The sequence below is a fragment of the Streptococcus thoraltensis DSM 12221 genome, assembly GCF_000380145.1.
In the GTDB taxonomy this organism is placed as follows: domain Bacteria; phylum Bacillota; class Bacilli; order Lactobacillales; family Streptococcaceae; genus Streptococcus; species Streptococcus thoraltensis.
The window spans coordinates 213,057-237,079 of record NZ_KB904587.1; the positions used below are offsets into that span (position 1 = coordinate 213,057).

Sequence of the window (24,023 nt, forward strand, 5' to 3'; positions counted from 1 at the left end):
AGAGTGTTTTTTCAATTCAGCAATGATATAATCTTTTAAATTAACTTTGATAGGTCGGCACTTTCGACTTGCCCTACTCATACTCAATGAAAATCAAGCACTGTCCGCGTCTTTTCTGTTCCTTGTTCTGAAAGTTAATTCATTTGACTATAAAAATGGGACTAGTTGCAATTGACAACAAAGAGAGCTTAGGAAAGTTCTTCGAGTAATTGAGATTGCTCTTCCCATTCTTCCATCAGCTGCATTTGGTTTTCTTGGATTGCGTCTAACTCTTTTTGCAAATCTGCCAATGCCATAGCATCATTACTTTCAGCCATCTGTTTGGTGATATTTACTTCTTGCTTTTCAATCGTTTCCAACTGAGCTTCAATGGCTTCAATACGACGACTGATTTTGCGAACTTCTTTTTGAGTAGCCTTTTGCTGTTGGTAGTCTGTAGACCTTTCTGATGGACTTACTTCGTCTTGTTCAATCTCTCCAGCAGCCTCTTGAGCTAAAAATTCTAGCTCTGCTTTTTTTTCAACATAATAATCATAATCGCCGAGATAAAGCGTTGAACCTTCTTCGGAAATTTCCAAAACCTTAGTAGCGATACGATTGATAAAGTAACGGTCATGGCTAACAAAAAGTAAACTCCCATCAAAATCTATCAAAGCATCTTCAAGGACTTCTTTGCTATCAATATCCAAATGGTTGGTCGGCTCATCCAATATCAAGAAATTGTTATTTTCCATAGATAATTTAGCTAAAAGTAGCCGAGCTCTTTCACCACCTGACAGCATGCCGACTGATTTTTTGACATCATCTCCTGAGAAAAGAAAGGCCCCAAGACGATTACGAATCTCAAGTTCTGGCGTGGTTGAAAAATCATTCCAAAGTTCATCAAGTACAGTATTGGAGCTGGTTAAATGTGACTGGGTTTGATCGTAGTAACCAGTGTCTACATTAGCCCCAAAACGAGCCTGTCCTTTAATAAAGGGCAGCTGACCAATGACTGATTTGATAAACGTTGTTTTTCCAATACCATTTGGACCAACCACAGCAATAGCATCTAATTTGTTGAGTTCAAGTGAAATCGGTTCTGACAAAACATGCCCATCATAACCAATAGCTGCTTCTTCTACCGTCAATACGACATTGCCAGAAACTTTGTCTGAATGGAAGGTCATGTTGGCTGATTTTTGACTAGCTGTCGGTTTATCCAAACGGTCCATTTTTTCCAACTGCTTGCGACGAGCTTGGGCACGTTTGGTTGTTGATGCACGAACAATATTCTTTTGAACAAACTCTTCTAATTTAGCAATTTCTTTTTGCTGTTTCTCGAAATTTTTAGTTTCTGTGGCTAATTTCTCAGCTTTGAGATCCATAAACTTAGAATAATTTCCCACATAGCGATCCAGAGAATGCGTGTTCAAATCAACCGTTACTGTCGCAACCTTATCTAGGAAATAACGGTCATGACTGACGATGAGAAGGGCACCTTGGTAATTAACCAAATAATTTTCCAGCCAAGCGATGGTGTCAATGTCCAAGTGATTGGTCGGCTCGTCTAGAATCAAGAGTTCTGGTTTTTGCAAGAGCATGCGGGCAAGGGCTAAACGGGTATTTTGACCACCAGATAGCTCAGCTATTTTCATGTCCCACATACTTTGGTCAAACTTAAAGCCATTGAGAATGGCACGGATATCACTCTCATAGGTGAAACCGCCAGCCAGACGAAAATTTTCAGATAGGCGGTCGTAATCGTTCATGAGTTTATCAAGGTTCTCTCCGGATAATTCCCCCATCTGACTTTCCATTTGACGTAATTTTTTCTCATCTTGTTGAAGATCGGCAAAAACAGCTAGCATTTCATCGTAAATGGTATTTTCAGACTCAAAACGGCTATCTTGTGCCAAGTAAGACATCTGCAAATCACGCTTGGTATTGATTTCTCCTCTTGTAGGTGCTTCCTCACCAACTAAAATTTTTAAAAGGGTTGATTTACCAGCGCCATTGCGACCAACTAGAGCAATCCGATCCTTTTCATCAATTTGTAGGTTAATATTATCAAATAAAACATCCCCAGAGAAAGAACGTTCAATCTTGTTTGCTTGTAAAATTATCATGATTATATTATAGCAAAAAGACCTTGATCCTAAAAGAAAGCAAGGTCTTTTTATCTTTATGATTTGGCTGTGACTTGTTGACGAGTTGAGTATTCGTTAAACAATATCAAGCCTTAGGCAGCTTCATTTTTATCAGCGTAGAGTTGGTTCACTGCTCTAATATCTACCTCTTGTATACCATAATAGGAACCTGCGGATTGCATAACCGAATCATGCTCATCATCGTGCTCTAAACCAATAGCATGCCCGAGCTCATGAATAGCTGTATTCACAATCCGCTCTTGACTATAGCCATAATCAGGGTTAGAAAGATAATAGGTATTGAGAAATACTTCAACAGACACCAAACGATTGGTTAAAGCATTCGTTTTGGTATTAGCCAGACCAGCTGCTTGAGTTGATGGGTCTGAATAATCTTTAGCGATAATCTTAGCCTGTCCTGGCTGGTCTACTATTTTAAAGTGAAAAGCTCCCGTTTGATTCCATGCCTCAATAGCTTCTTGATAGGCTAATCGAAAGGTACTATTTTCCGTTGCAATATAAATCGTAGCTGAATTAGTTGACCAGCGGGCACCATCTAGATGCTCATGTGAGTCAGTCTCTAAATGGGCTAACTGTTCTCCCAGCTTGTTAGGATTTGCAAAACTTGAATTGTCAAGCACTGTCGTCACCGTCTCAAAGAAATTAGACAGTTGATTGGCTACTGGTGAGCTACTATGATTAGCATAATACATAAGAGCCAAAATAATCAGAGCTAAGAAAACGATCGTTTTTATCAGGCTAAAAATCAAACTCCAAACAAAAGAGAGGATTCGTTTTGGTATAGTAATCAAGATTTTTAAAAGGAATTTCATGCACTCATACTTTCTTTTACGTAAATTTCCTAAGACAATATCTCTCAGTATAGCAAGCTCCTCTAAACAATTCAACTCAAAACCAGACTGTCACCATCTTTTAAAATTGTCACTAACTTGTCCCTTATGACAGACGTTCTTCTTTGACATAATCAATTGGTAACATTTCCAAAAAGACTTCTACTTGTTTTTCCCAATAATACCACTCATGAGTTCCATGGTCGTGTCGGTAGTCAATGTCTAATCCTGCTTCTTTGAAATCAGCAACGGCTCTTTCGTTGATTTGGTAGAGAAAATCTTCATAACCGCACCAAGCGTAGAATTTTGTCTGACTATCAGCTTGCTTTGTAGCTACCTGCAAATTATTGTCACTCCTTGTAAACTCATCCATATTTCCAAAAAGACCTCTCCAGTAATCATCTTCTACATCAATAATGTCTTTATCAGCAGGATCAAATCCCAAAGCCCCCGAAAATGAACCGGCAAAGGCATACCGATTGGTCAACATTGCGATTTTAAAAGCACCGTAGCCTCCCATAGAAAGACCGGCAATAAAGGTTTTTTCGCGTTTATCAGTCATATTGGGGAAGAAACGTTTCATAACCTGAGGCAATTCCTCGGCGATAGCATCGAAATAACGTGAGCCATATTTGGTATTAGTATAAAAACCATTGTCTCCATTTGGCATAACGACAATAAGATTTGTTTTTCGAACCAAGCGTTCTAAGTTTGTTCGAGATGTCCAAGAATTGTGATTACCACCCATGCCATGTAAGAGGTAAAGAACTGGAATGTCCTTATCCTCACGATATTCTTCCTTGATTTGGTTAGCATCTGGATACAAGACATCAACTTGACGATATAACCCTAAAACTTCTGAATTGTATTCAATTTGAAAAAATGCCATGTGCTCCCTCTTTCTACAAAAAGAAGTTGAAACCAGCTCAACTTCAATCATTGTGTAACTTAAACCTTAGCGAACTTCCATAATTACAGGTAAAATGGCTGGACGACGTTTTGTTTGATCAAATAGGAACTTACTGATTTCATCACGCACTTGTCCTTTAAGCTCACCCCAATCAAAACCATCTTTCGCAAGATAATTTTCGACAGTTGTATTAACCAAATCGGCTGATTCACGCAAGATGTCGCGGCTCTTCTTGACATAAACAAAACCACGAGTATTAATTTTCGCACGTGAGACAATCTTGCGTTCTTTTTTATTAACAGTCATGGCAACAATAAAGATACCATCTTCTGACAGGACTTTGCGGTCACGAAGAACGATATTACCAACATCACCAATGGCATTTCCGTCAATCATGACATCACCCGCAGGAACGGCTCCTTCGTGTAAGAAACCTTGGTCAGAAAGATGCATGACGTCACCGCGTTTCATGATGTAGATGTCCTCTGGTAACATTCCTGTCTCTTCAGCCATGTCTGCGTGTGCTGCTAGCTCGCGGTACTCGCCTTGGATTGGGAAGAGGTATTTTGGCTTGAAGAGATTTAACATCAACTGCAAATCACGACCGTTAGCGTGTCCAGACACGCGCAAGTTTTGCGTAATCAACTTGACAGAACCGCCTGCCTTATAGATCATATTCTCCATACGTGCTACAACGGCTTCTTTAGCAATACTTGGTGTCGTTACGATGTATACTAAATCACCATCTTTAATATTAACGTAACGATGACGACCAATAGCCATTTTTTCAAGGCTGTTGATTGGCTCCCCCATACGGCCAGTTTCTAAGATAACCAATTCATGATCTTTAAACTTAGACATTTCTTTTGGCTTGACTATAATACGCTCATCAGCGATACTCAATTTTTTAAGACGAAGAGCCGTTCGAACAATATTTTCAACGTCAAATCCTGTCAAAACAACGCGGCGTCCATAATTAGCTGCTGCGTCAAAAACCTGTTGAATTCGAGCCAAGTTACTTGAAACAGCTGCTACGATGACACGACCTTCCGCATCGCCAATAACTTGATCGATTTCAACGCCAACTTCAGCTTCACTAGCCACTTGCTCTGTGCTGGTCGCATTAGCAGAATCTGACAAAAGCGCCAAGACACCCTCTCGACCAATTTCAGTTAAGCGAGCAAAATCGGTACGGTATTCATCACGTGCGGCTTGGTCAAACTTGAAATCACCAGTGTAGACAATGTTGCCCTCATTGGTACCAACAACAATCCCTAAACTTTCTGGAATGGAGTGAGTGGTTTTAAAGAAAGATACCACTGCATCTCCAAATTCAATCTCAGTTTCACTGTCCACGACGTGAAAGTTGTTGAATTTCTTAACAGATGAATTGTTTTTAACCATCAATTTAGCCAACTCAATAGTTAATTCCGAACCAAAAACAGGAACATTCATTGACGAAATTAAGTAGGGCAACGCACCAATGGCATCCGCATGTCCATGAGTTAGAAAGACACCTTGAACACGGTTCTTATTATCAACGAGGTAATCCAGGTTAGGGATGACCACATCAACCCCTAATTGTTCATTTTCCGGGTATTTTAACCCAGCATCTAAAACAAAAATAGCATCATTGACTTCGGCAATATAGAGGTTCTTCCCGTTTTCACGAACCCCACCCAAAGCCATAATTTTAATATCGCTCATTTGTTCTCCTTAAAAAATTTATTATTTATCAGTCATGGAAAACAGATTCCATGATAATACTCTATCAGAGCATATTCATCAAACGGTCCTTAGCAAGCTAAGTCGAATTACAGATAGTAGCAAAAAAGCTACATACTCACTGTTAATTATACAACTTTATGCCTTATTTTTCAATTTTGCAAGCTATTTTCACTCGACAGGCGCACGAAAAAATGCATGAAACCATTTTCTGATTGCATGCATTTTAAAACGATTTTCGCAAGATTTACATTCTCGCAAAGGTATTCCCTCATTTCCGTCGCTATTATAGTTAACTGAAACAAGAGCAGGACAAAAGTGACATCATATTTTATAATGAAACGAGAATTCAACGGAAATTAAATGACCTGTCTCCTATAGAATATAGGAAACAGATCTCAAAATAGTGTTTTTCTTCTGTCCCATTATTGAGGTTCAGTGCCCAAATGTACGGTTTTTATTTCATTTTGCTATATCATCAAATGAATTCACTTTCAGAACAAGGAACTAAGACGCAGAACAGTAGTTGATACTCTTCCAAAATCAAAAGCAGACCTTGTTGCCTTGATGTGATGACCTTCAGGTCTATCTACACCGGCGTCGCCTAGTCTGCTTTTGATTTTTATTGAGTATGAGTAGAGCAAGTCGACAGTGACCAGGTATCAAAGGTAATTCAAAAGGCTATCTAACAAAACGTCACCATGAGAAATATAGCTCTTATGAAAATACTTTATCTGAAATTGTAAGTTTCTTTAGGTATTTGTCCTGCTGTGTCATTATTCAAAAACTTGGTAATAATCAGCGATCGACAGCCCTGCTTTTTCATCTGCCGTTCGATCTTGCACGATTTTGCCATCTTTCATGACGATGAGACGGTTGCCATATTTGAGGGCGTCTTCCATGCGATGGGTAATCATAAGAGCTGTTAGCTGATCGTTTTGGATAAATTCTTCAGTCAAGTTCATGAGTGATACACTTGTTTTGGGATCTAAAGCTGCTGTATGCTCATCCAATAGTAACAAATTTGGACGTTTGATGGTTGCCATTAATAAACTAAGTGCCTGACGTTGACCACCTGACAAGAAGCCAGTTGGTGTTTCCAAATGCTTTTCAATCCCATTGCCAATTTTGCCAATAAGCGCTTGAAATTCATCCTTAAACTGGTGGATACGTCGAGGCACTAATCCACGTTTTTCACCACGATATTTGGCTACCAAAAGGTTTTCAGCCACGGTCATACGAGGTGCTGTTCCCATTTTGGGATCTTGGAAAACGCGAGCAAGATACTTGGCGCGCCTCTCAGCTGTCAAGTGAGTCACGTCCTCACCCATAATGAAAATCTTACCGCTTGTTAACATCAAGGTACCTGCTATGACATTAAAAAGGGTGGATTTCCCAGCACCATTACCACCCAAAATGGTAATAAAATCATGTTCGTAGATGGTCAAATCCACCTCATCCAAAATTGTCTTGTAATCATTGGAACCGTTGTGAACCTGAACTGTTGCTTTTTGTAGTTCAACTATTTTTGTCATCGCGTTACTTTAGCCCCCTTGAATACTTTGTTTTTTAAGACTGGCACCATTAAGCAGATAGAAAGGACAATGGCACTGAAGAGTTTAAGGTAATTGGTGTTAAAGCCAAGTGCTATCACCGCTGTTATCAAGAATTGATAGAAAATAGCCCCAATAACGATCGTCACCAAACGCTCCAAGAAAGTCAAATCGCTAGCGTAGACGACCTCACCGATAATGATACTTGCTAGACCGATAACGATAATGCCTATTCCTTTGGAAACATCGGCGTAACCATCTTGTTGACTGATTAGCGCTCCAGATAGGGCGATAATTCCATTAGAAACAACCAAGCCCATGACCTCCATGCGGTCGGTGTTAATGCCAAAACTCTTCGCCATATCACGATTATCACCAGTCGCAATATATGCTTGCCCCAAACGTGTGTTGAGTGACACGATGAGAAAAGCGATGACAGCAACGACAGCTATAAGACCAAGCACTAAGAGATTATAAGTAGTGCCAAACGGCAGTAAATCCTGAATAGGTGTAATATCAAGAAGACCAAGATTAGCACGCCCCATAATCATAAGCATGACTGAGTTGATGGAGGTCATGACTAGGATTCCCGCTAGGATAGTCGGAATTTTACCTTTAGTATAAAGGAGACCAGTTACTAAACCAGCCAGACAACCGGTCAAAATAGCGGCAAGTGTTGCTAAAAGCGGGTGCCATCCCATATTGAGGAGAGTGACAGCCACTGCGCCACCGAGTGGGAACGAACCTTCTGTGGTTAAATCGGGGAAATCAAGAATTCGGAAGGTCAGGTAAATCCCCAGACCAAGAATCCCATATAAAAGACCTTGTGAAATTGACGAAATAATCATTGCGTTATCCTTCTACTTTTTTAGTAATAAATTCTTACTGATCGACGTTGACTGAAATTTTTGCCTTATCCATAATCTCTTTTGGAATATTGATACCAAGTTCTTTAGCCACCTTCATATTAAGAGTGGGTATTCCTGTATCAATAACATTAACTGGCATGTCCTTGACTGCTTTTCCATCAAGTATTTGAGCAACCATTTTTCCTGTTTCGACACCCAAATCAAATTGATTTTGTCCTACAGCTGCGAAACCACCGTTTTTAACCATACTATCATCAACGACGTAAACAGGTAATTTTGCCTTATTGGCAGAAGCTGCAACGGTTTTCATAGCACTGGCAATGGTATTATCTTGTGGGACGAAAATGGCATCTACTTTTCCTGTCATGACAGACATGGTTGCAGTGATTTCATTGGTTGATGGCACAGCATAGGTTTTAACTGTCAAGCCTTTTTCTTTAGCTAATTTCTCAAATTTATCTACTTGGCTTTGTGAATTATCTTCGCTGCTGGCATAAAGGACACCAATCGTTTTGGCATCAGGTGTTAATTTGGTAATTAAATCAACTTCTTGAGCAACGGGTACTTGGTTTGATACTCCGGTGATATTAGCTGATGGATGTTTTAAATCGGAAACGAGTTTGGCACCAACTGGGTCAGAAATAGCCCCCATTACAACTGGAATATCTTTAGTAGCATTAGCCAAGCCTTGAGCGGCTGGTGTAGCAATTCCAACAAGCACATCGTTTCTGTTTGCAACAAGCTGCTTACTCATGGTTTGGATTTTTGATTGGTCAGCTTCCGCATTGACGTAATCAATCTCAACGCTATCCTTGTCGTAACCTGATTCTTCGAGACCTTTAGAAATGCCATCGTTGATGGCATCTAGGGCATCGTGGGTCACAAACTGCAACACACCAACTTTTACTTTTTCTTTTTTATCCTGTTCCGAATTAGCAGTGCTTTGACCCAAATTGTAAAAGATGGAACCAACAACCATCAATGCCAAAATAACTAATGTTCCGATGACTGCTTTATTTTTCATATCATTTCTCCTTCTCTTATTCATTTCTGAAAATTTTCCCAAAAAGAAAAGCACCTAGCCTGAAACTACGCGCCCTGTTCTTGTCATAATCACTGATAGAGCTGCGCATAGATACCATCCTTTTTGAAGTACATCAAAAGTCGTATCTATGCTAAACCACACAAACACAACTTTTATCTACGCCAGCTTTGCCAAAGTGTGATTTGTGTTGTCATATCAGTACTTCCTTCCATCCGTTTTGTATCATTATACTATAAATTCTGACAATTGCAATCGGTTTTTCAAAAAATCCTTAAAAACTTATCTGTCTTTGACTTATGGTATAATAAACTGATACATTGAAACGGTAGTAAAACTAGTGACTATTCAATAATACACTGATATTAGGAGATTGATAACCATGTCTTTCGACGGCTTTTTTTTACATCATTTAACTAAAGAATTACAAGACTCTATTTTATACGGACGTATCCAAAAGGTTAACCAGCCTTTTGAACGTGAATTAGTCCTAACCATTCGCAACAATCGTCAAAACTACAAGTTACTTTTGTCTGCCCATCCTGTTTTCGGACGCGTTCAGACGACAAAAGCTGATTTTCAAAATCCACAAACTCCAAACACCTATACCATGATTATGCGTAAATATTTGCAAGGGGCTGTCATTGAATCGGTTAATCAAATTGAAAACGACCGGATTTTAGAAATCACCGTTTCTAATAAAAACGAAATTGGCGATCACATCAAAGTAACTCTGGTCGTTGAAATCATGGGCAAACACAGTAATATCATCCTGATTGATAAAAACGAAGGCAAGATTATCGAGTCCATCAAACACGTTGGCTTCTCGCAAAACTCTTATCGAACCATTTTACCAGGATCAAGCTACATTGCTCCTCCAAAGACAGATGCCTTGAATCCTTTCACAGTTGAAGATGGCAAGTTATTTGAAATTCTTCAAACCACTGACTTATCAGTCAAAAACTTGCAGCAAGCCTTTCAAGGCTTAGGACGTGATACGGCTAAAGAATTATCCGAAAGACTATCCAATGCTGACCAGAAACTTAAAGCCTTCCGCACCTTTTTTGCTCAAGAATTACAGCCGAGTTTAACTGAAAAGTCATTCTCAGCAGTTGCTTTTTCTAACTCTGACCAATCATTTGATAGCTTGTCAGATTTGATGGATCACTTCTATCAAGAAAAAGCAGAACGTGATCGTATCAGTCAGCAAGCCAGCGATTTGATCCACCGCGTGCAAAATGAATTGGAAAAAAATCGTAAAAAGTTAGTCAAGCAAGAAGCTGAATTGGCGGCAACTGAATCTGCGGAAGACTTCCGCCAAAAAGGGGAACTCTTAACCACTTACATGGGCATGGTTCCAAACGACAAAGACTCAGTGACCTTAGATAATTACTACACGGGTGAATCCATCACCATCGCTCTTGACCTTGCTCTGACCCCTAACCAAAACGCCCAGCGATACTTTAAAAAATATCAAAAACTCAAAGAAGCTGTTAAACACCTCAAAGGCTTGATTGAAGAGACCAAACAAAGTATTACTTATTTTGAAAGTGTCGATGTCAATCTTTCTCAAGCAACTATGGATGATATTGATGAAATTCGTGAAGAGTTGATTGAGTCTGGCTTTATGAAACGCCGCTCCACTGATAAACGTCATAAGCGGAAAAAACCAGAACAATATCTGGCTTCTGATGGCCAAACCATCATCATGGTTGGGCGAAACAATCTTCAAAACGAGGAATTAACCTTTAAAATAGCTAAAAAGGGGGAACTGTGGTTCCACGCCAAGGACATTCCAGGTAGTCACGTTTTAATTAAGGATAACCTTGAACCAAGTGATGAAGTCAAAACAGATGCTGCCGAGTTAGCCGCTTACTATTCCAAAGCTCGCTTGTCTAATTTAGTACAAGTGGACATGATTGAGGCAAAAAAACTGCATAAACCGACAGCTGCTAAACCAGGCTTTGTTACCTATACAGGACAAAAAACGCTGCGTGTAACCCCTACAGAAGAAAAAATTCAAAGCATGAAAATGCCGAAAAAATAAAAGTAAAGAAACTGATATACTCCCCTTGTAGTAGACAGTGAACAAACAAAAATGTCACTAGAAGCTATGAGGGGACTTTTCATATGTCAAAAAAGTCTGAAATCAGTAGAGGAAAAGGAGATAATTATAGCATTCTCTCTAAAACTTAAGTAATCAATCGTCAACTAATTCAAACTCATGCTATCAGTGACACAACACCAGATAACACGCTCAATGTCCCGTATTGGTAAGTACATTGACAATGCGCTGATTGAGAGCTTCTTGGGTCGCTTTAAAACGGAGTGCTGTGATTTTATAGTCAAATGAATCAACTTTGATCCATGGTCACTTTCCACTTGCCCTACTCATACTCAATGAAAATCAAGTACTGTCCATGTCTTTTCCTTGTCTGAAAGTGAAGCTTTGGGACTATAAAACTTATACGAAATGAAAATCAAAAGGAGACTAAGCGACGCCGATGGAGATAGAACTGACGTTCATCACATCAAGTCAACAAGGTCTGTTTTTGATTTTCGAAGAGTATTACAAGAACTTTGAAGACTTAGTGATACCTATATCTATTTTTACAATAACCTACGTTTTCAAGAGAAGCACAACTGCCTCGCTCCTCTTGAAATGAGGAACAAGGCAGTTTCTTTTATTATTTCATTGTCTACTTGACAGGAAGCAGTTCAAAGTCTCCAGTATCTTTACTTTTATTGAATGGATTTCAGACGAGGTGATGGAGTAAATTGTCATTCGGTGATTATGTTAACTTTTACAGTTCTAATGCATGACATGAGATTTTCTCACTTCGTTTTCCAATTCAATAACACCCTTTTGCCAACTTAAACGTCGTGGAGGTGGAACGTCATCAGCAACCGCTTCAAGTTACCGATTGTGTTCCAATCTTTTGTCTCTTATTCTGCTGCTGTAATATCTGATTTCATTTGATCTAAATTGAAATTAGATTTGAGGTATTTTTCATCAGTAACGGGGAAACGTTGATCCAGTTGTTCAATATCCCCAATTTCGATGTGACCATTTATCATGACATAATCCATAATGTGACCCCCAAAACTATGATCATCCGATAAAAAATGCAAATGATAACCCGCTACACCGATACCATGAAAAAGTTCTGGTGTCCAGATGCCAACAATTGTTCCACTGACATTTTTTGCAGTGTGTTCAGGTTGATTTGCAGCTACTTTGACAAAGGATTCTCCTGTTTTAGCAGTTGGAATCATGCGTACGTGCATCTTTTTAAAATTTCCATGCATTTTAAAGGATTTAAAAAGATTTTTCCCTTCAAAATAAGTTTCAATTTTAGCATGTAAATCCCTATCTGAAATCACTTGTTCCTGCTCAAAAGTATGAGCAACTTTATGAGGGACAACTGCCGCATAGGGGACTGTCATATCAGAAGAAACTTCCAAAACTTCAAGCTGACCATCTGTTGATTTAGCCTGATAGGCCTTGCTATCTAGAACAATCAGCTCCCCATCAATCTGATCAAGTGTTCCAATTCCAATATCACCATGTTCTAGAAGCTCACTGATAGTCAGTGTGCCATCATAAAGCCCAGTCATCAAAGCGCCTAAGGTACCATATTGAAATAGTTTAGTTACTTGTGTCATAAGTTACTCCTTAATAAAATTCGTCAGGAAGGATGGTCTCACCAAGTTTGATGTTATCTTTATAATCCACTGGCACATCAATCATAACTGGACCATTAACTGCTTCAGCAAGAGCTTTTTCAAGAATATTAGAAAATTCTTCCTTGCTAGTTGCGCGGTAGCCTTTCGCACCGAAACTTTCAGCGTATTTGACATAGTCAACCGGTCCAAATGCTACACCTGAAGAACGACCGTATTTCATTTCTTCTTGGAATTCAACCATGTTATATTTACCGTCATTCCAGATGATATGAACGATTGGCAATTTAAGACGAACTGCTGTTTCCAGCTCTTGTCCTGAGAAGAGGAAGCCCCCATCACCAGATACAGAAACAACTTTTGTATTTGGACGAATTAAAGCTGCAGAGATTGCCCAAGGAAGTGCTACACCAAGGGTTTGCATACCATTTGAGAAAAGAAGATGACGAGCTTCGTATGATTTGAAGTAACGTGCCATCCAAATGTAGTGACTACCAACATCAACCGTAACAGTCATGTCATCGGTCACTTGATCTTGCAAACGATCAATCAAATCAAGTGGGTGCAAACGACCTTCTTCAGTTTGACTTCGATCGAATTTAACGTCTTTATTGGTAATATCACGCAAACATGCTAGGTATTCACGAGAACCTTCTGGTAATTGGTATCCCTTAATGGCAGGCAAGAGCAAATCAAGTGTGCCAGAAATATCACCAATCAATTCACGCTCGGGTTGGAAGTAAGTATCGATTTCAGCTTGATTCACATCGATAACCACGATACGTGCTGAAATTTCGGCATTCCAGTTCCGTGCTTCATATTCAATTGGGTCATAACCGATTGCGATAACCAGGTCAGACTTTTTAAGCAACATGTCACCCGGTTGATTGCGGAAAAGACCGACACGCCCAAAGAAGGTTTCATCTTCAAGTTCGCGTGAGACAATCCCCGCACCTTGGAAAGTTTCTACAACTGGGAGATTGGTTGACTCTAAGAGACGACGGATACTTGCTGTTACTTTAGCTGAAGAGGCACCGTTACCTAGAAGTAATACTGGCAATACGGCATTCTTGATAGCTTGCGCCAAGTAGTTAATATCTTCAACAGACGCAGAACCTAATTTTGGTTCTGTTAATGGTTTAATCGCTTTAACAGAAACTTTGCTATCTGTAACGTCTTGAGGAATTGAGATGAAGCTAGCTCCTGGTTTTCCTTCTTTTGCTAAGCGGTAAGCATTGGCAATGGTTTCTGAAAGTGTATCTGGATCATGAACTTCTGCTGAATACTTGGTGATTGGTTCAAGCATTGCCACATTGTTCATTGATTGGTGAGCACGTTTGAGAAGATCAGCACGTTTAACCTGACCACCGATGGCTAGAACAGCATCTCCTTCATCAGTCGCTGTAACAAGTCCTGTTGCTAAGTTAGAGACACCCGGTCCACTCGTTACTAAGACAACTCCTGGTTCACCAGTAATACGGCCAACCGCTTGCGCCATAAAAGCAGCGTTTTGCTCGTGACGAGCCACGATTAATTCTGGACCTTTATCCTCAAGCGTGTCAAAAACGCGGTCGATTTTAGCGCCTGGAATCCCAAACACATAATCAACCTTGTGGTTAATCAAACTATCTACTACCAAGTCAGCACCAAAAGCTTGTTTTTCTTCAGTCATGAATTTTTCTCCAATCTTTTTTATCGATTTTATTATAGCACTTTTTAGAAAAGTTTGTGAAATTTTCATTTGTGAAATCATTATTTTAATCAAAAAAAGAATTTGAGAATTCTCAAATCCTTTTAAGATGATTTTAAAAAGTCAATTCTTCCAAAAAGCTTTGCATGTTTAAGTCATCTGGAACCAAACTTAGGTAAGTCTTGGCTGTTTCTTCTGCTTTTTCAAGTTGACCGAATTCTCTTAAAATATAGGCGTAATCATGGAGAAAGTCTGGATTTTGGTTGAGGTCTTTGGCAATGTCTTGGTAAATCGCAAAAGCTTCTGCCTCTTGATCCAGAGCTTTGTATGCCTTGGCAATATTCCATTTGGCTAAAAGATTATCAATATCTTCTTCTGCCATGCTTACAACTTCCTCATAGCGTTCTTCTTCTAAATAAAGATTCGTTAAACGCAGAGCGACTTCTTCCATGTCTTCTGCCAATTCTTTAGCTGATAGGAGATAGGACTCGGACAATTTAGCATCATGATTCTCATAGGCTAGCTGAGAGGCAAGCAACAGTAGCTGACTATCGTATTCATTTTTAGATAGGCCTTGCTGACTTAATTTCAGTGCTTCTTCTATCTTGTGTTCTTCATGAAGAGACTGGGCATAATAGTACTCGTACCCTGCAAAATCAGGGTTCATGGTATCCAACTGTTTAAAATAAAGGTTGGCTCTTTGATATTCTTCTTGTTCAAACAAAAGAGTTGCCAATTCAAAAACGGTCATGTCGTCATAATCAATCTCAACGGCTTTTTCTAAAAACTCAATGGCTGATTCAAATTTTCCCATATCCGCATAGGCGCGCCCAATACGTTCATAGGTAGAAACACCTGTTTCCTCCAAAATCTCACGATTATCAAGAGTGGCATAGTTGGTGATGGCTTCTTTAAAGTCACCAACTTCCATCTGCATTTCGGCTAATCCAAAACGAATTAAGGGATGGTCTGATAAAGAGAGAGCTTGTTCTAACTTGTCTCTTGCCACATCTGCTAGGCCTTCCATTTGATAAAGGTCTGCCATAATAATCAAGGCATTGACGTAGTCTTCAGACTCTGAATCAATAGCACCCAAATAGAGAAAGGCTTCTTCAAAATCTCCATCTTCAGCAACAATTTGGGCTAAATTGAGATTAACCTCTGGATATCGTTCTCGTAATTGATCATAAAGACGTTTAGCTTGTGGTAAAAAGCCAATACTCTCTAAATAAGCTCCTAACTCCAATAAAACTGCTTCATCGTCTTCTTTCAGCGCACGCTCAAAATACTTGTCTGCACGCTGTAGGTCCTGACTTTGAATGGACGCCACCATTTTTTCACTATTCCACATCTTCAGAATTCTCCTCTATAAAATCAGCCTTGTATAGGCCACTAACAACTTTATACCAGTCAAATACTTCAATGGCAACAACTTTGACTGAAGCATAGATTGGAATGGCTAAAAAGACGCCCCAAACACCAAACAGGGTGCCTGCTGTTAACAAGACAAACAAAATGGTAATTGGATGGATTTGCAACTTACTGCCAATCACTAGCGGAGTGACAAAGCGCCCTTCAATCGTTTGTTCGATAGTGAAGACAATGATACATTTTATCACCATGGCTGGTCCAGCTACAAAAGCTAATATAAAAACTGGAATCATAGCAACAAAACTTCCCAAGTAAGGAATAAGATTTAAGAAACCAGCAGCAATCCCCAGAGTAACACCGAAATTCAGCCCGATAATACTGAACATGACTGAAAAAAGTATAGCCACGACAATGGAAACTAGCACTTGTCCTTGAACGTAGCTTGATAATTGCTGGTTAACTTTTGTCATAACACGGCGCGTCGGTACTCGTAACTTTGGAGGTAAGAACTGCGACACATAATATTTCAAACGATCACCATCTCTTAATAAATAAAAGAGAATAAAAGGTGAAATCATAATAGCCACAGCTACTCGAGCCACTGTAGATGCAAAATCGCCAGCCCATGTCACAGCTGATTTGGACAAGGCTTGAGCATAATTGATGACACTATCTGAGAAATTATTGATTAGTTTCTGTAATTCAATGTTGTAATGACTTAATTGGCGATCACTTAGAAGATTGGTAATCTGTCTTTCGATATTTTCTAGATAGTCAGGCAAATTAGTCGCAAAGTTAGTCAATTGCGTCTCAATTGATGGCACCAGAACTGCTAATCCCCAGATTAAAAGGGCAACGACAACAATGAAAACGAGACAAATGGCCAGTGTTCGTTTCAAACGCAGCTTATACTCTAAGAAGTCTACAAAAGGCTTCAACAAGTAATAGAGCAGTGATGAAATAACGATTGGCAACATGATGACCGTTAAAAAAGCGACAACAGGCTCAAATAGATGCGCTATCTTGGTAAAGATGAAGACATTTAAAAACAGTAAGAGACTAATCAAAAGAACCATCGCACCCTTATTGTTTAAAAACCATTTAAAAAACCAACTCAAGCTTATTTTTTTCTCTTCAGATTGATTCATCTTGCCTCCTTTATTTTGTCTTTTCGTAAAAGGTTACATCTTGGTCAATCAGAACATTATTCTCATAAGTGAATTTAGCTGAGAAAAATGGAACGTCTTCTAGAATCCACTTGAACATGAGATAATCCCCTTCCCAAGTCGGCTTGTCCAGAACCTTATCGTAAGGCACCCACTCCAGAGTTCCTTCTCTTGAGTCTTCATCTGATATCAATTGTCCCTCAAAATCTGTGATTTTATAGACGTAGGTATACCAATCATGACCAGGTGTAAAGTTTGGAAAAGTAATCATCCCACGAAAATCCATTGCCTTAACAGTTAAATGGGTTTCTTCTAAAATTTCACGAATGGCACATTCTTCGGGGGACTCTCCGACTTCTAATTTACCACCCACAGAAATCCACTTGCCTTCATGAACATCATTTTCTTTTTTATTTCGGTGCATGAGCAAGAGCTCTTTGCCGTTATCGATGTAGCAAATAGTTGCTAACTTAGTCATTTAACCACCTCTTTCACTTATCTAACTATTATATCAAGTTATCTTCTAAAATGTGCTATAATTTCTTCAAGAACTGGAAAATCACAGAGGAAGTTTTCATATGATCCACACACTCTATTTCGGAACCTACACCAAACGCCTTTCACAGGGGATTTACCAAGCCAAGTTCGATGCTGAGAATGGCAAACTTTCAGATTGCGAGATTTTCTCTCAAACCCAGAACCCCACTTATCTATCTTGGTCTGATAAAGAGAGTTTGCTTGCTGTCAAGCAAATCGGTAGTAGGGGAGGTATCGCTTCTTTCGACTCTGAGGGTAGAGAAATTAATCATATCCTTGCTGAAGGAGCACCTCTCTGTCATCTCAGTTTTGATAAAAAGCGCCAGTTAGCTTATGGAGCCAACTACCACAAGGGAGAAATTTCAGTTTATCATGTCGATTCTGACGGTCAGCTAAAACTAGCAGATTGTGTTAAACACGAAGGAAAGGGACCACATCCTAATCAAACGACTGCCCATGCTCACTTTGTCGGCCTGACTCCTGATAACTTTCTAGTGACCTGTGATTTGGGGAGCGACCAAGTTATCACCTATGATGTCACTGACCAGACGAAACTTAGGATGCTAAATAGTTATCAAGCCAAAGCTGGCGCTGGTCCTCGTCATCTTATTTTTCACCCACATCTAAACCTTGCCTACGTGCTTTGTGAATTAAATGCGCAGATTGAAATTCTATCTTATCATGGCAAGGGACAGTTTGACCTAATCGATACGATTTCAACCATTCCGAGAGACTATAAAGGCTTTAATGCTACTGCTGCTATCAGAATATCGTCTGACAATCACTTCCTCTATATTAGCAATCGAGGGCATAATTCAATCGCTGCTTATAAAATCTTAGCAGATGGCCACTTAGAACTTCTTCAAATCGAAAATTCTAAAGGAGATGTTCCAAGAGATTTTACTTTGTCACCTAACGAAAACCACCTTATCGTTGCCCATCAAGAATCAGACAATATCTCGATTTTCAAACGAGACCCTCAATCGGGTATGCTAAATTTGATGTCAAATGACTTTTATATCCCTGAATGCGTCTGCCTCTTATTCAAATAATTGCTAAATCCAATTTAAAATGTTTTAATAAATATAAGAAAGAGGTATTTATCTATGAAACCACAAGAACTATTTGACCAAGTTAAAGAAATGATTGCAAAAAAAGATTTTTCAGAAGCTAAAAACTTTATTGAAAATCATAAAGAAGACTTAGGACAATATTTTGACAAAGCAAAAGCACTTGTTGAGAATTCTGATGCCGTAAGCGGTGTCGTTGACAAAGTGAAAAATATCTTTGGCAAATAAATTGGAGCAAGGGCTCAATGCCATTAAGTTAAGTAACCTACCACATTTTGTGGTAGGTTACTTTTTTCTCTGCTACACTAAAAATAACAAGTAAAAATCATGCTAGATCAGATTAAAGCTCAGTTATATGATAGTAATGATGATATTGTTTCAACTGCCAATCAGTTTGTGCTTAAACCCGAAAAATAGTTCAGTCGAAAAAGTCAGTTGAGCATGAAAACAATGACTAGAACTATCCTCATCATGGGGGCAATACCTTAGCGAAAGAACTACTTGATTTGGATCTACCTGTATCTCAGTCTGCTTTTGTTCAGCGACCTTACCAGATTAAATCTCAGGCGTTTGAGGCACTTTTTAGGAATCTCACAGCTAAGATTCCTAACCCTAGTCTTCTCCCTATTTTATACTCAATGAAAATCAAAAACAAACTAGGCAACGCCGATACAGATAGAACTAAAGTTCGTCAAATCATGTCAATAAGGTCTGCTTTTGATTTTGGATGAGTATTAAAAACCATCGTCAATAGACAATAGTTACAAAAAGTTAGTTTTTGATTTTGGATGAGTATTAGCTGTAGATGATAGTGATGTAATTCTACCAAGAAATCGTTTTGATACGACTACCGCTATTCAAACTGGTGCCCACCACACGCCTTACAACAATACCCTGCAGAACAATGCGCTCTAAATCCTGTAAATAATAAAACTATTCCAAGCCACATTAGAATAGAGGCGCTTTGGAATAGTTTTTTTGATAGAGTGGAATCTTAACTGAATGGCATTGGAGCAAGCGCTCCACCTCTTTTTAATTCGTGCCATGAGCTTCCCATTGAAATTGTTCATACCTTACGTACGGCTTCGCAAATAGGTTACAAAACTAAGCATAGTCTAAGCTTTTCCATCCCTAAAAAGGCTTAGCGATTCAAAAAAACTTGTCTCAACAAAATTGAAGTGACAAGTTTTCGAATTTATTTAAGTACTTTTTGTGTTGCAGCATATTTAGCTTCGACTGCTTCTTTTTCTGCTTTCCACCAATCTTGGTTGTCAGTATACCATTTAATCGTATCTTCCAAACCTTCTGTGAAATTTGTAAATTGTGGTTCCCAGCCAAGTTCTTCACGAAGCTTGCTAGAATCAATAGCATAGCGCAAATCATGTCCAGCACGATCCGTTACGTGATCATAGGCATCTTTAGGTTGCCCCATCTTTTCAAGAATCAATTCAAGAACTTCTTTGTTATTCTTTTCACCATCAGCACCAATCAAGTAAGTTTCGCCTATGCGCCCCTTGGTTAAGATAGCCCAAACTCCTGTTGAATGGTCATTGGTATGAATCCAGTCACGGACATTCTTACCTTCACCGTATAGTTTTGGTTTAATTCCCGCTAAAATATTCGTGATTTGACGAGGAATAAACTTCTCAATGTGTTGGTAGGGACCGTAGTTGTTTGAACAGTTAGAAATCGTTGCTTTGACACCAAATGAACGAACCCAAGCTTTAACAATCAAGTCCGATGCAGCCTTAGTTGAGGAGTAAGGCGATGACGGATTGTAGTTAGTCTCGGCAGTGAATTTTTCGCCCGGACCTTCACCATGACCTGGCAAGTCCTCACGAAGTGGAAGGTCACCATAGACCTCATCTGTTGAGACATGATGGAAACGAATATCGTATTTACGAGCCGCCTCTAAAAGAGTATAAGTTCCGATAAAGTTAGTATGAACGAAAGGACTTGGATCATTCAATGAGTTGTCATTGTGGCTTTCAGCCGCATAGTGAACAATGGCATCTGCTTTTGCCGCCAACTTATCTACTAATTCACTATCAGCAATGTCTCCAACCACTAGCTCAACACGATCTCCAAGAATTTCAACTAGGTTATCACGATTTCCAGCATAGGTTAGCTTATCCAAGACTGTCACATGGACATCTGGATGATTGTTATAAACATAATGCACAAAGTTTGAGCCGATAAAACCAGCTCCCCCTGTGACGATGATATTCTTAAATTCAGACATGATTTCTCCGATAAATGTTATTTTATTATTACCAAGATAGGCTTATTTGTTTAACATTTCTTTCAAATAAGCGATTTTAGCAAAGTCTTTTTGATTATTCTTATCATTACGATAACTGTCTTTAGAAGATGCTTGGTAGATTTTTAAGTATTGCTCCAGAGTGGGTAAATAGTAGCGGACATCACCATCTCTCAGCTCTTCCAAGTCTTCTAATGGAACACCTGCAAAAGCTGGAAGCGAATGAAGACCACCAAATTCTACCGAACAACCTTCTTTTTGGAATTCATGTTCGTGGCGATCTACTAAGATATAGCCTAGTTGACCCATCATCGCAATCAACTCATCTGCCCGATAAATCCGTTCTTCATCGGGTACTTCCCAGCCTCTAGGGTCACTGGGGACATGAATATCCAAATCACGAGCTACCCAACTTCTACCTGTTCGCTGCTCTAGACCAACCGATCCCATTAAAAGGGGGATGATTCCTAATTCATTTAAAGACTTTGCAATCTCTAAAAAGCGACCATACATCTTACAATTCTTCCTTAGTCAATGGTTTGACACCCTTTAGCATTGGGTGGTTTTTATCGGCTTCAGATACTTCTGCCGCATCAAGATTTTCCCATTTAATCCCTAAGCTTGGATCTGCGTAGTTAACAAAGGCGTATTTTGGTTTAAGCTCCAATGCCCAGTAGTCATTGACTAAGTAACTATAAGACACCTTGTCTGACAAAACTTGAAAGCCATTTGCCACGCCACGAGGAACAAAGATTCCTTTTGAAGCATCAATAATCGTTTGGTAGACGTTACCAAAAGTATCTCCTTCACGCAGGTCAACCCAAGAACCCAATACTTTTCCTTCATCTGCAACAGAAATGTACTTATCCCATGGCTCTGCATGAAGACCACGAAGAACATTTTTGCGTGAGAAAGAAACGTTATTTTGAAGTTTTCCTTCAGCAAAGAAGCTTTCTGGAAAACCGAGTGGAATCATTTTTTCTTTTTGGAAATTTTCTTTGAACCAACCACGATTGTCCCCACGAACTGGAATATCAAATTCTAACAAACCTGGGATAGCCTCGATTTTACGGCAGGCTAATTCTTTGTCAAAAAATTGTTCAGTCATTATGCTTCTCCAATCAATCGGAGCAAGTATTGTCCGTATTCATTTTTCTTAAGCGGTTGTGCCAATTCAAGAACCTGCTCTCTAGTAATGTAGCCCATACGATAAGCAATTTCTTCAAGGTTAGCAACTTGAACATTTTGCAGACGTTGAACGGTTTCAATATACTGACTGGCTTCAAGAAGTGACTCATGAGTACCAGTATCTAACCATGCAAAACCACGACCCATTAATTCAACTGATAAATCACCACGATCAAGATAGGCCTTGTTAACATCTGTGATTTCTAGCTCGCCACGAGGTGATGGTTTGATGCTTTTAGCAATTTCCACCACATCATTATCGTAAAAGTAAAGTCCTGTAACCGCAAAGTTTGATTTAGGCTCTTCAGGTTTTTCTTCGATAGAAACAGCATTCATACTATCATCAAACTCAACAACTCCAAAACGTTCTGGGTCTTTAACTTGGTAACCAAATACCGTTGCCCCAGATTTTTTTGCAGCAGCACGTTGAAGCATTTTTGTTAAACCGTTTCCGTGATAAATATTGTCGCCCAATACCAAAGCAACATTGTCATCACCAATAAACTCTTCACCAATGATAAAGGCTTGTGCCAAACCATCTGGACTTGGTTGCTCAGCATACTCTAAGTTAATGCCTAGTTCTGAACCATCCCCGAGTAAATCTTTAAAACGAGGAAGATCTTGAGGGGTTGAGATGATTAAAATATCTTTAATACCAGCCAACATAAGGGTTGACAATGGGTAAAAAATCATTGGTTTATCATAAATTGGCATGAGCTGTTTTGAAGCAGCACGTGTTAAAGGATACAAACGTGTTCCTGAACCACCAGCAAGAATAATACCTTTCATAATGAAGGACTCCTTTTTTATTGAAAATTTCTTTTCCTTAGTTAGTAATCGATTTATTTTATCATATTTTCACTATATTTGTCAGCTTTTACCGTATGGCAAATATAGTTAGAAGCCTTGTAATCATCCGAATGCAACCAAAACTCTTGATTTTTCAGCATTGAAACGAGTTCTCTTGCAATCAGAGGACCTGTTGTTAACCCAGATGAACCTAACCCGCTTGCGACATAGACCCCTTCTAAATCAGGCACTTGACCATAAAAAGGCGAAAAATCGCTGGTATAGGCTCGGATACCGATGCGATCACTTTTGGAAACAGCTTCATCCACCTTAGGGAAGAACTCACGAGCTTCTGATTCCAAGCGATTAAGCACCGTTTCATCCACTGTCAAATCGAACCCCTTATCGTTTTCATGGCTGGCACCAACAGACACCTTGCCATCAATAAACGGGATGACATCTAGCTCACCTTCGGGCATAAAGACAGGAAGATCTTCTGTTTGGTAATCCTCAAACTGATAATCTAATAACTGACCTTTCTGAGGACGTACATCAACATCATAGCCAAGCGGTTCCAATATTTTTCCTAACCAGGCACCGGTAGCAAGAATGACCCTATCAAAAAGTTGATTATCAATATCATAGCCATTCGCCACTTTTTTCAATCTTACTTCTTTACGCACGACTGGACACGCTGATGCTTGCAACAAGGTCTGCGTCAAAGCTGCACCATCCAATCGAGCTGCACCTGAAGCATAAAGCATTTGACCTTCAGTCTGTAAATCTGGAAAAGCTGCTTTGACATCTTCTTCAGAAAGGATGGTCAAGTCACCGATTAATGGAGACTCCTCAAGACGGCTATGGGCTAGTTCATATAGGTCTTGAAAATGTTCGGGTGTCTTTTTATGAAGAAAGATACCAACTTGCTTATAAAAGGACGTGTCAAAACCATCCTCTTCTAAATCAGAGACCATCTGCGGGTAAAAATCAGCTCCTAGGCGAGCCATTTTATACCAGGCTTTATTACGACGGCGTGAAAACCAAGGACTAATAATCCCTGCCGCAGCTTTTGTCGCCTGACCAAGACCGTAATCAAAAACGGTAACCTCCATATCCTTTTCTTTTGATAAATAGTAGGCAGCAGTTGAACCGACTATGCCTGCGCCAATAATAGCAACTTTCATTTTCT

Annotated in this window: 20 protein-coding genes and 1 pseudogene; 4 read left to right on the top strand and 17 right to left on the bottom strand. The window is 39.4% G+C overall.

Going from position 1 to position 24,023, the window contains the following annotated elements:
- Positions 1-188: 188 nt before the first annotated feature.
- From A3IA_RS0102545 to trpX, 7 genes are all read right to left on the bottom strand, one after another.
- Positions 189-2,108: an ABC-F family ATP-binding cassette domain-containing protein gene (locus tag A3IA_RS0102545; protein WP_018379778.1), complete on the bottom strand. Its 1,920-nt coding sequence runs from the start codon at positions 2,106-2,108 to the stop codon at positions 189-191.
- Positions 2,109-2,221: 113 nt separating this feature from the next.
- Positions 2,222-2,962 carry a matrixin family metalloprotease gene (locus A3IA_RS0102550; RefSeq protein WP_018379779.1) on the bottom strand — a complete coding sequence of 247 codons (741 nt, stop codon included), beginning with the start codon at positions 2,960-2,962 and terminating at the stop codon, positions 2,222-2,224.
- 124 nt (positions 2,963-3,086) lie between these two features.
- Positions 3,087-3,869, bottom strand: coding sequence for an alpha/beta hydrolase (locus tag A3IA_RS0102555; protein WP_018379780.1), 783 nt, complete (start codon positions 3,867-3,869; stop codon positions 3,087-3,089).
- A gap of 66 nt (positions 3,870-3,935) precedes the next feature.
- Complete coding sequence (locus A3IA_RS0102560) at positions 3,936-5,597, bottom strand: ribonuclease J (protein ID WP_018379781.1); 1,662 nt, start codon at positions 5,595-5,597, stop codon at positions 3,936-3,938.
- Positions 5,598-6,391: 794 nt separating this feature from the next.
- The gene (locus A3IA_RS0102565; protein WP_018379782.1) at positions 6,392-7,150 is read right to left on the bottom strand and encodes an ABC transporter ATP-binding protein; all 759 of its coding nucleotides are present in this window, start codon (positions 7,148-7,150) and stop codon (positions 6,392-6,394) included.
- Positions 7,147-8,016, bottom strand: a complete 870-nt coding sequence (locus A3IA_RS0102570; RefSeq protein WP_018379783.1) for an ABC transporter permease — start codon at positions 8,014-8,016, stop codon at positions 7,147-7,149. Before A3IA_RS0102570 ends, A3IA_RS0102565 begins: the two co-directional genes overlap by 4 nt.
- Positions 8,017-8,050: 34 nt before the next feature.
- Positions 8,051-9,061, bottom strand: coding sequence for a tryptophan ABC transporter substrate-binding protein (gene trpX / locus A3IA_RS0102575; RefSeq protein WP_018379784.1), 1,011 nt, complete (start codon positions 9,059-9,061; stop codon positions 8,051-8,053).
- Positions 9,062-9,461: 400 nt separating this feature from the next.
- Here trpX and A3IA_RS0102580 point away from each other — a divergent pair, with 400 nt between their 5' ends.
- Positions 9,462-11,126 (top strand): Rqc2 family fibronectin-binding protein, encoded by a 1,665-nt coding sequence (locus A3IA_RS0102580; RefSeq protein WP_018379785.1) that lies wholly within the window; start codon positions 9,462-9,464, stop codon positions 11,124-11,126.
- An 899-nt stretch (positions 11,127-12,025) separates the two neighbouring features.
- Here A3IA_RS0102580 and budA read toward each other — a convergent pair.
- The 5 genes from budA to A3IA_RS0102610 form a co-directional block, all read right to left on the bottom strand.
- Positions 12,026-12,745 (bottom strand): acetolactate decarboxylase, encoded by a 720-nt coding sequence (gene budA / locus A3IA_RS0102590; protein ID WP_018379787.1) that lies wholly within the window; start codon positions 12,743-12,745, stop codon positions 12,026-12,028.
- Positions 12,746-12,755: 10 nt separating this feature from the next.
- Positions 12,756-14,435 carry an acetolactate synthase AlsS gene (gene alsS / locus A3IA_RS0102595; protein ID WP_018379788.1) on the bottom strand — a complete coding sequence of 560 codons (1,680 nt, stop codon included), beginning with the start codon at positions 14,433-14,435 and terminating at the stop codon, positions 12,756-12,758.
- 133 nt (positions 14,436-14,568) lie between these two features.
- Positions 14,569-15,804: a tetratricopeptide repeat protein gene (locus A3IA_RS0102600; protein WP_018379789.1), complete on the bottom strand. Its 1,236-nt coding sequence runs from the start codon at positions 15,802-15,804 to the stop codon at positions 14,569-14,571.
- Complete coding sequence (locus A3IA_RS0102605; RefSeq protein WP_018379790.1) at positions 15,794-16,972, bottom strand: AI-2E family transporter; 1,179 nt, start codon at positions 16,970-16,972, stop codon at positions 15,794-15,796. Before A3IA_RS0102605 ends, A3IA_RS0102600 begins: the two co-directional genes overlap by 11 nt.
- Positions 16,973-16,982: 10 nt before the next feature.
- The gene (locus A3IA_RS0102610) at positions 16,983-17,468 is read right to left on the bottom strand and encodes an NUDIX hydrolase (RefSeq protein WP_018379791.1); all 486 of its coding nucleotides are present in this window, start codon (positions 17,466-17,468) and stop codon (positions 16,983-16,985) included.
- A 100-nt stretch (positions 17,469-17,568) separates the two neighbouring features.
- On the opposite strand from A3IA_RS0102610, the gene A3IA_RS0102615 reads away from it, so the two are divergent.
- The 3 genes and pseudogenes from A3IA_RS0102615 to A3IA_RS11710 all read left to right on the top strand — a co-directional run.
- Entirely contained in the window at positions 17,569-18,579 is a 1,011-nt protein-coding gene (locus A3IA_RS0102615) for a lactonase family protein (RefSeq protein ID WP_018379792.1), read from the top strand.
- 54 nt (positions 18,580-18,633) lie between these two features.
- Positions 18,634-18,825, top strand: a complete 192-nt coding sequence (locus tag A3IA_RS0102620) for a hypothetical protein (protein WP_018379793.1) — start codon at positions 18,634-18,636, stop codon at positions 18,823-18,825.
- A 99-nt stretch (positions 18,826-18,924) separates the two neighbouring features.
- Positions 18,925-19,229: pseudogene (locus tag A3IA_RS11710) on the top strand (IS4 family transposase); the annotation flags it as partial.
- A 563-nt stretch (positions 19,230-19,792) separates the two neighbouring features.
- Here the strand turns inward: A3IA_RS11710 and rfbB are convergent.
- The 5 genes from rfbB to A3IA_RS0102655 are packed head-to-tail and all read right to left on the bottom strand — an operon-like array spanning position 19,793 to position 24,018.
- Complete coding sequence (rfbB, locus tag A3IA_RS0102635; RefSeq protein ID WP_018379794.1) at positions 19,793-20,839, bottom strand: dTDP-glucose 4,6-dehydratase; 1,047 nt, start codon at positions 20,837-20,839, stop codon at positions 19,793-19,795.
- Between the two features lie 42 nt (positions 20,840-20,881).
- Positions 20,882-21,370: a hypothetical protein gene (locus A3IA_RS0102640; protein ID WP_018379795.1), complete on the bottom strand. Its 489-nt coding sequence runs from the start codon at positions 21,368-21,370 to the stop codon at positions 20,882-20,884.
- 1 nt (position 21,371) lies between these two features.
- A complete protein-coding gene (locus tag A3IA_RS0102645; RefSeq protein WP_018379796.1) occupies positions 21,372-21,965 on the bottom strand; it encodes a dTDP-4-dehydrorhamnose 3,5-epimerase family protein in 594 nt (197 codons plus the stop codon).
- The gene (rfbA, locus tag A3IA_RS0102650) at positions 21,965-22,834 is read right to left on the bottom strand and encodes a glucose-1-phosphate thymidylyltransferase RfbA (protein WP_018379797.1); all 870 of its coding nucleotides are present in this window, start codon (positions 22,832-22,834) and stop codon (positions 21,965-21,967) included. The genes A3IA_RS0102645 and rfbA overlap by 1 nt, the downstream gene beginning before the upstream one ends.
- Positions 22,835-22,887: 53 nt before the next feature.
- Positions 22,888-24,018: an NAD(P)/FAD-dependent oxidoreductase gene (locus tag A3IA_RS0102655; protein WP_018379798.1), complete on the bottom strand. Its 1,131-nt coding sequence runs from the start codon at positions 24,016-24,018 to the stop codon at positions 22,888-22,890.
- Positions 24,019-24,023: the final 5 nt, after the last annotated feature.

Excerpts from the sequence above, each read along its gene's own strand:
- A3IA_RS0102545 (WP_018379778.1), bottom strand. The coding sequence starts at position 2,108 with ATGATAATTTTACAAGCAAACAAGATTGAACGTTCTTTCTCTGGGGAT.
- A3IA_RS0102550 (WP_018379779.1), bottom strand. The coding sequence starts at position 2,962 with ATGAAATTCCTTTTAAAAATCTTGATTACTATACCAAAACGAATCCTC.
- A3IA_RS0102555 (WP_018379780.1), bottom strand. The coding sequence starts at position 3,869 with ATGGCATTTTTTCAAATTGAATACAATTCAGAAGTTTTAGGGTTATAT.
- A3IA_RS0102560 (WP_018379781.1), bottom strand. The coding sequence starts at position 5,597 with ATGAGCGATATTAAAATTATGGCTTTGGGTGGGGTTCGTGAAAACGGG.
- A3IA_RS0102565 (WP_018379782.1), bottom strand. The coding sequence starts at position 7,150 with ATGACAAAAATAGTTGAACTACAAAAAGCAACAGTTCAGGTTCACAAC.
- A3IA_RS0102570 (WP_018379783.1), bottom strand. The coding sequence starts at position 8,016 with ATGATTATTTCGTCAATTTCACAAGGTCTTTTATATGGGATTCTTGGT.
- trpX (WP_018379784.1), bottom strand. The coding sequence starts at position 9,061 with ATGAAAAATAAAGCAGTCATCGGAACATTAGTTATTTTGGCATTGATG.
- A3IA_RS0102580 (WP_018379785.1), top strand. The coding sequence starts at position 9,462 with ATGTCTTTCGACGGCTTTTTTTTACATCATTTAACTAAAGAATTACAA.
- budA (WP_018379787.1), bottom strand. The coding sequence starts at position 12,745 with ATGACACAAGTAACTAAACTATTTCAATATGGTACCTTAGGCGCTTTG.
- alsS (WP_018379788.1), bottom strand. The coding sequence starts at position 14,435 with ATGACTGAAGAAAAACAAGCTTTTGGTGCTGACTTGGTAGTAGATAGT.
- A3IA_RS0102600 (WP_018379789.1), bottom strand. The coding sequence starts at position 15,804 with ATGTGGAATAGTGAAAAAATGGTGGCGTCCATTCAAAGTCAGGACCTA.
- A3IA_RS0102605 (WP_018379790.1), bottom strand. The coding sequence starts at position 16,972 with ATGAATCAATCTGAAGAGAAAAAAATAAGCTTGAGTTGGTTTTTTAAA.
- A3IA_RS0102610 (WP_018379791.1), bottom strand. The coding sequence starts at position 17,468 with ATGACTAAGTTAGCAACTATTTGCTACATCGATAACGGCAAAGAGCTC.
- A3IA_RS0102615 (WP_018379792.1), top strand. The coding sequence starts at position 17,569 with ATGATCCACACACTCTATTTCGGAACCTACACCAAACGCCTTTCACAG.
- A3IA_RS0102620 (WP_018379793.1), top strand. The coding sequence starts at position 18,634 with ATGAAACCACAAGAACTATTTGACCAAGTTAAAGAAATGATTGCAAAA.
- rfbB (WP_018379794.1), bottom strand. The coding sequence starts at position 20,839 with ATGTCTGAATTTAAGAATATCATCGTCACAGGGGGAGCTGGTTTTATC.
- A3IA_RS0102640 (WP_018379795.1), bottom strand. The coding sequence starts at position 21,370 with ATGTATGGTCGCTTTTTAGAGATTGCAAAGTCTTTAAATGAATTAGGA.
- A3IA_RS0102645 (WP_018379796.1), bottom strand. The coding sequence starts at position 21,965 with ATGACTGAACAATTTTTTGACAAAGAATTAGCCTGCCGTAAAATCGAG.
- rfbA (WP_018379797.1), bottom strand. The coding sequence starts at position 22,834 with ATGAAAGGTATTATTCTTGCTGGTGGTTCAGGAACACGTTTGTATCCT.
- A3IA_RS0102655 (WP_018379798.1), bottom strand. The coding sequence starts at position 24,018 with ATGAAAGTTGCTATTATTGGCGCAGGCATAGTCGGTTCAACTGCTGCC.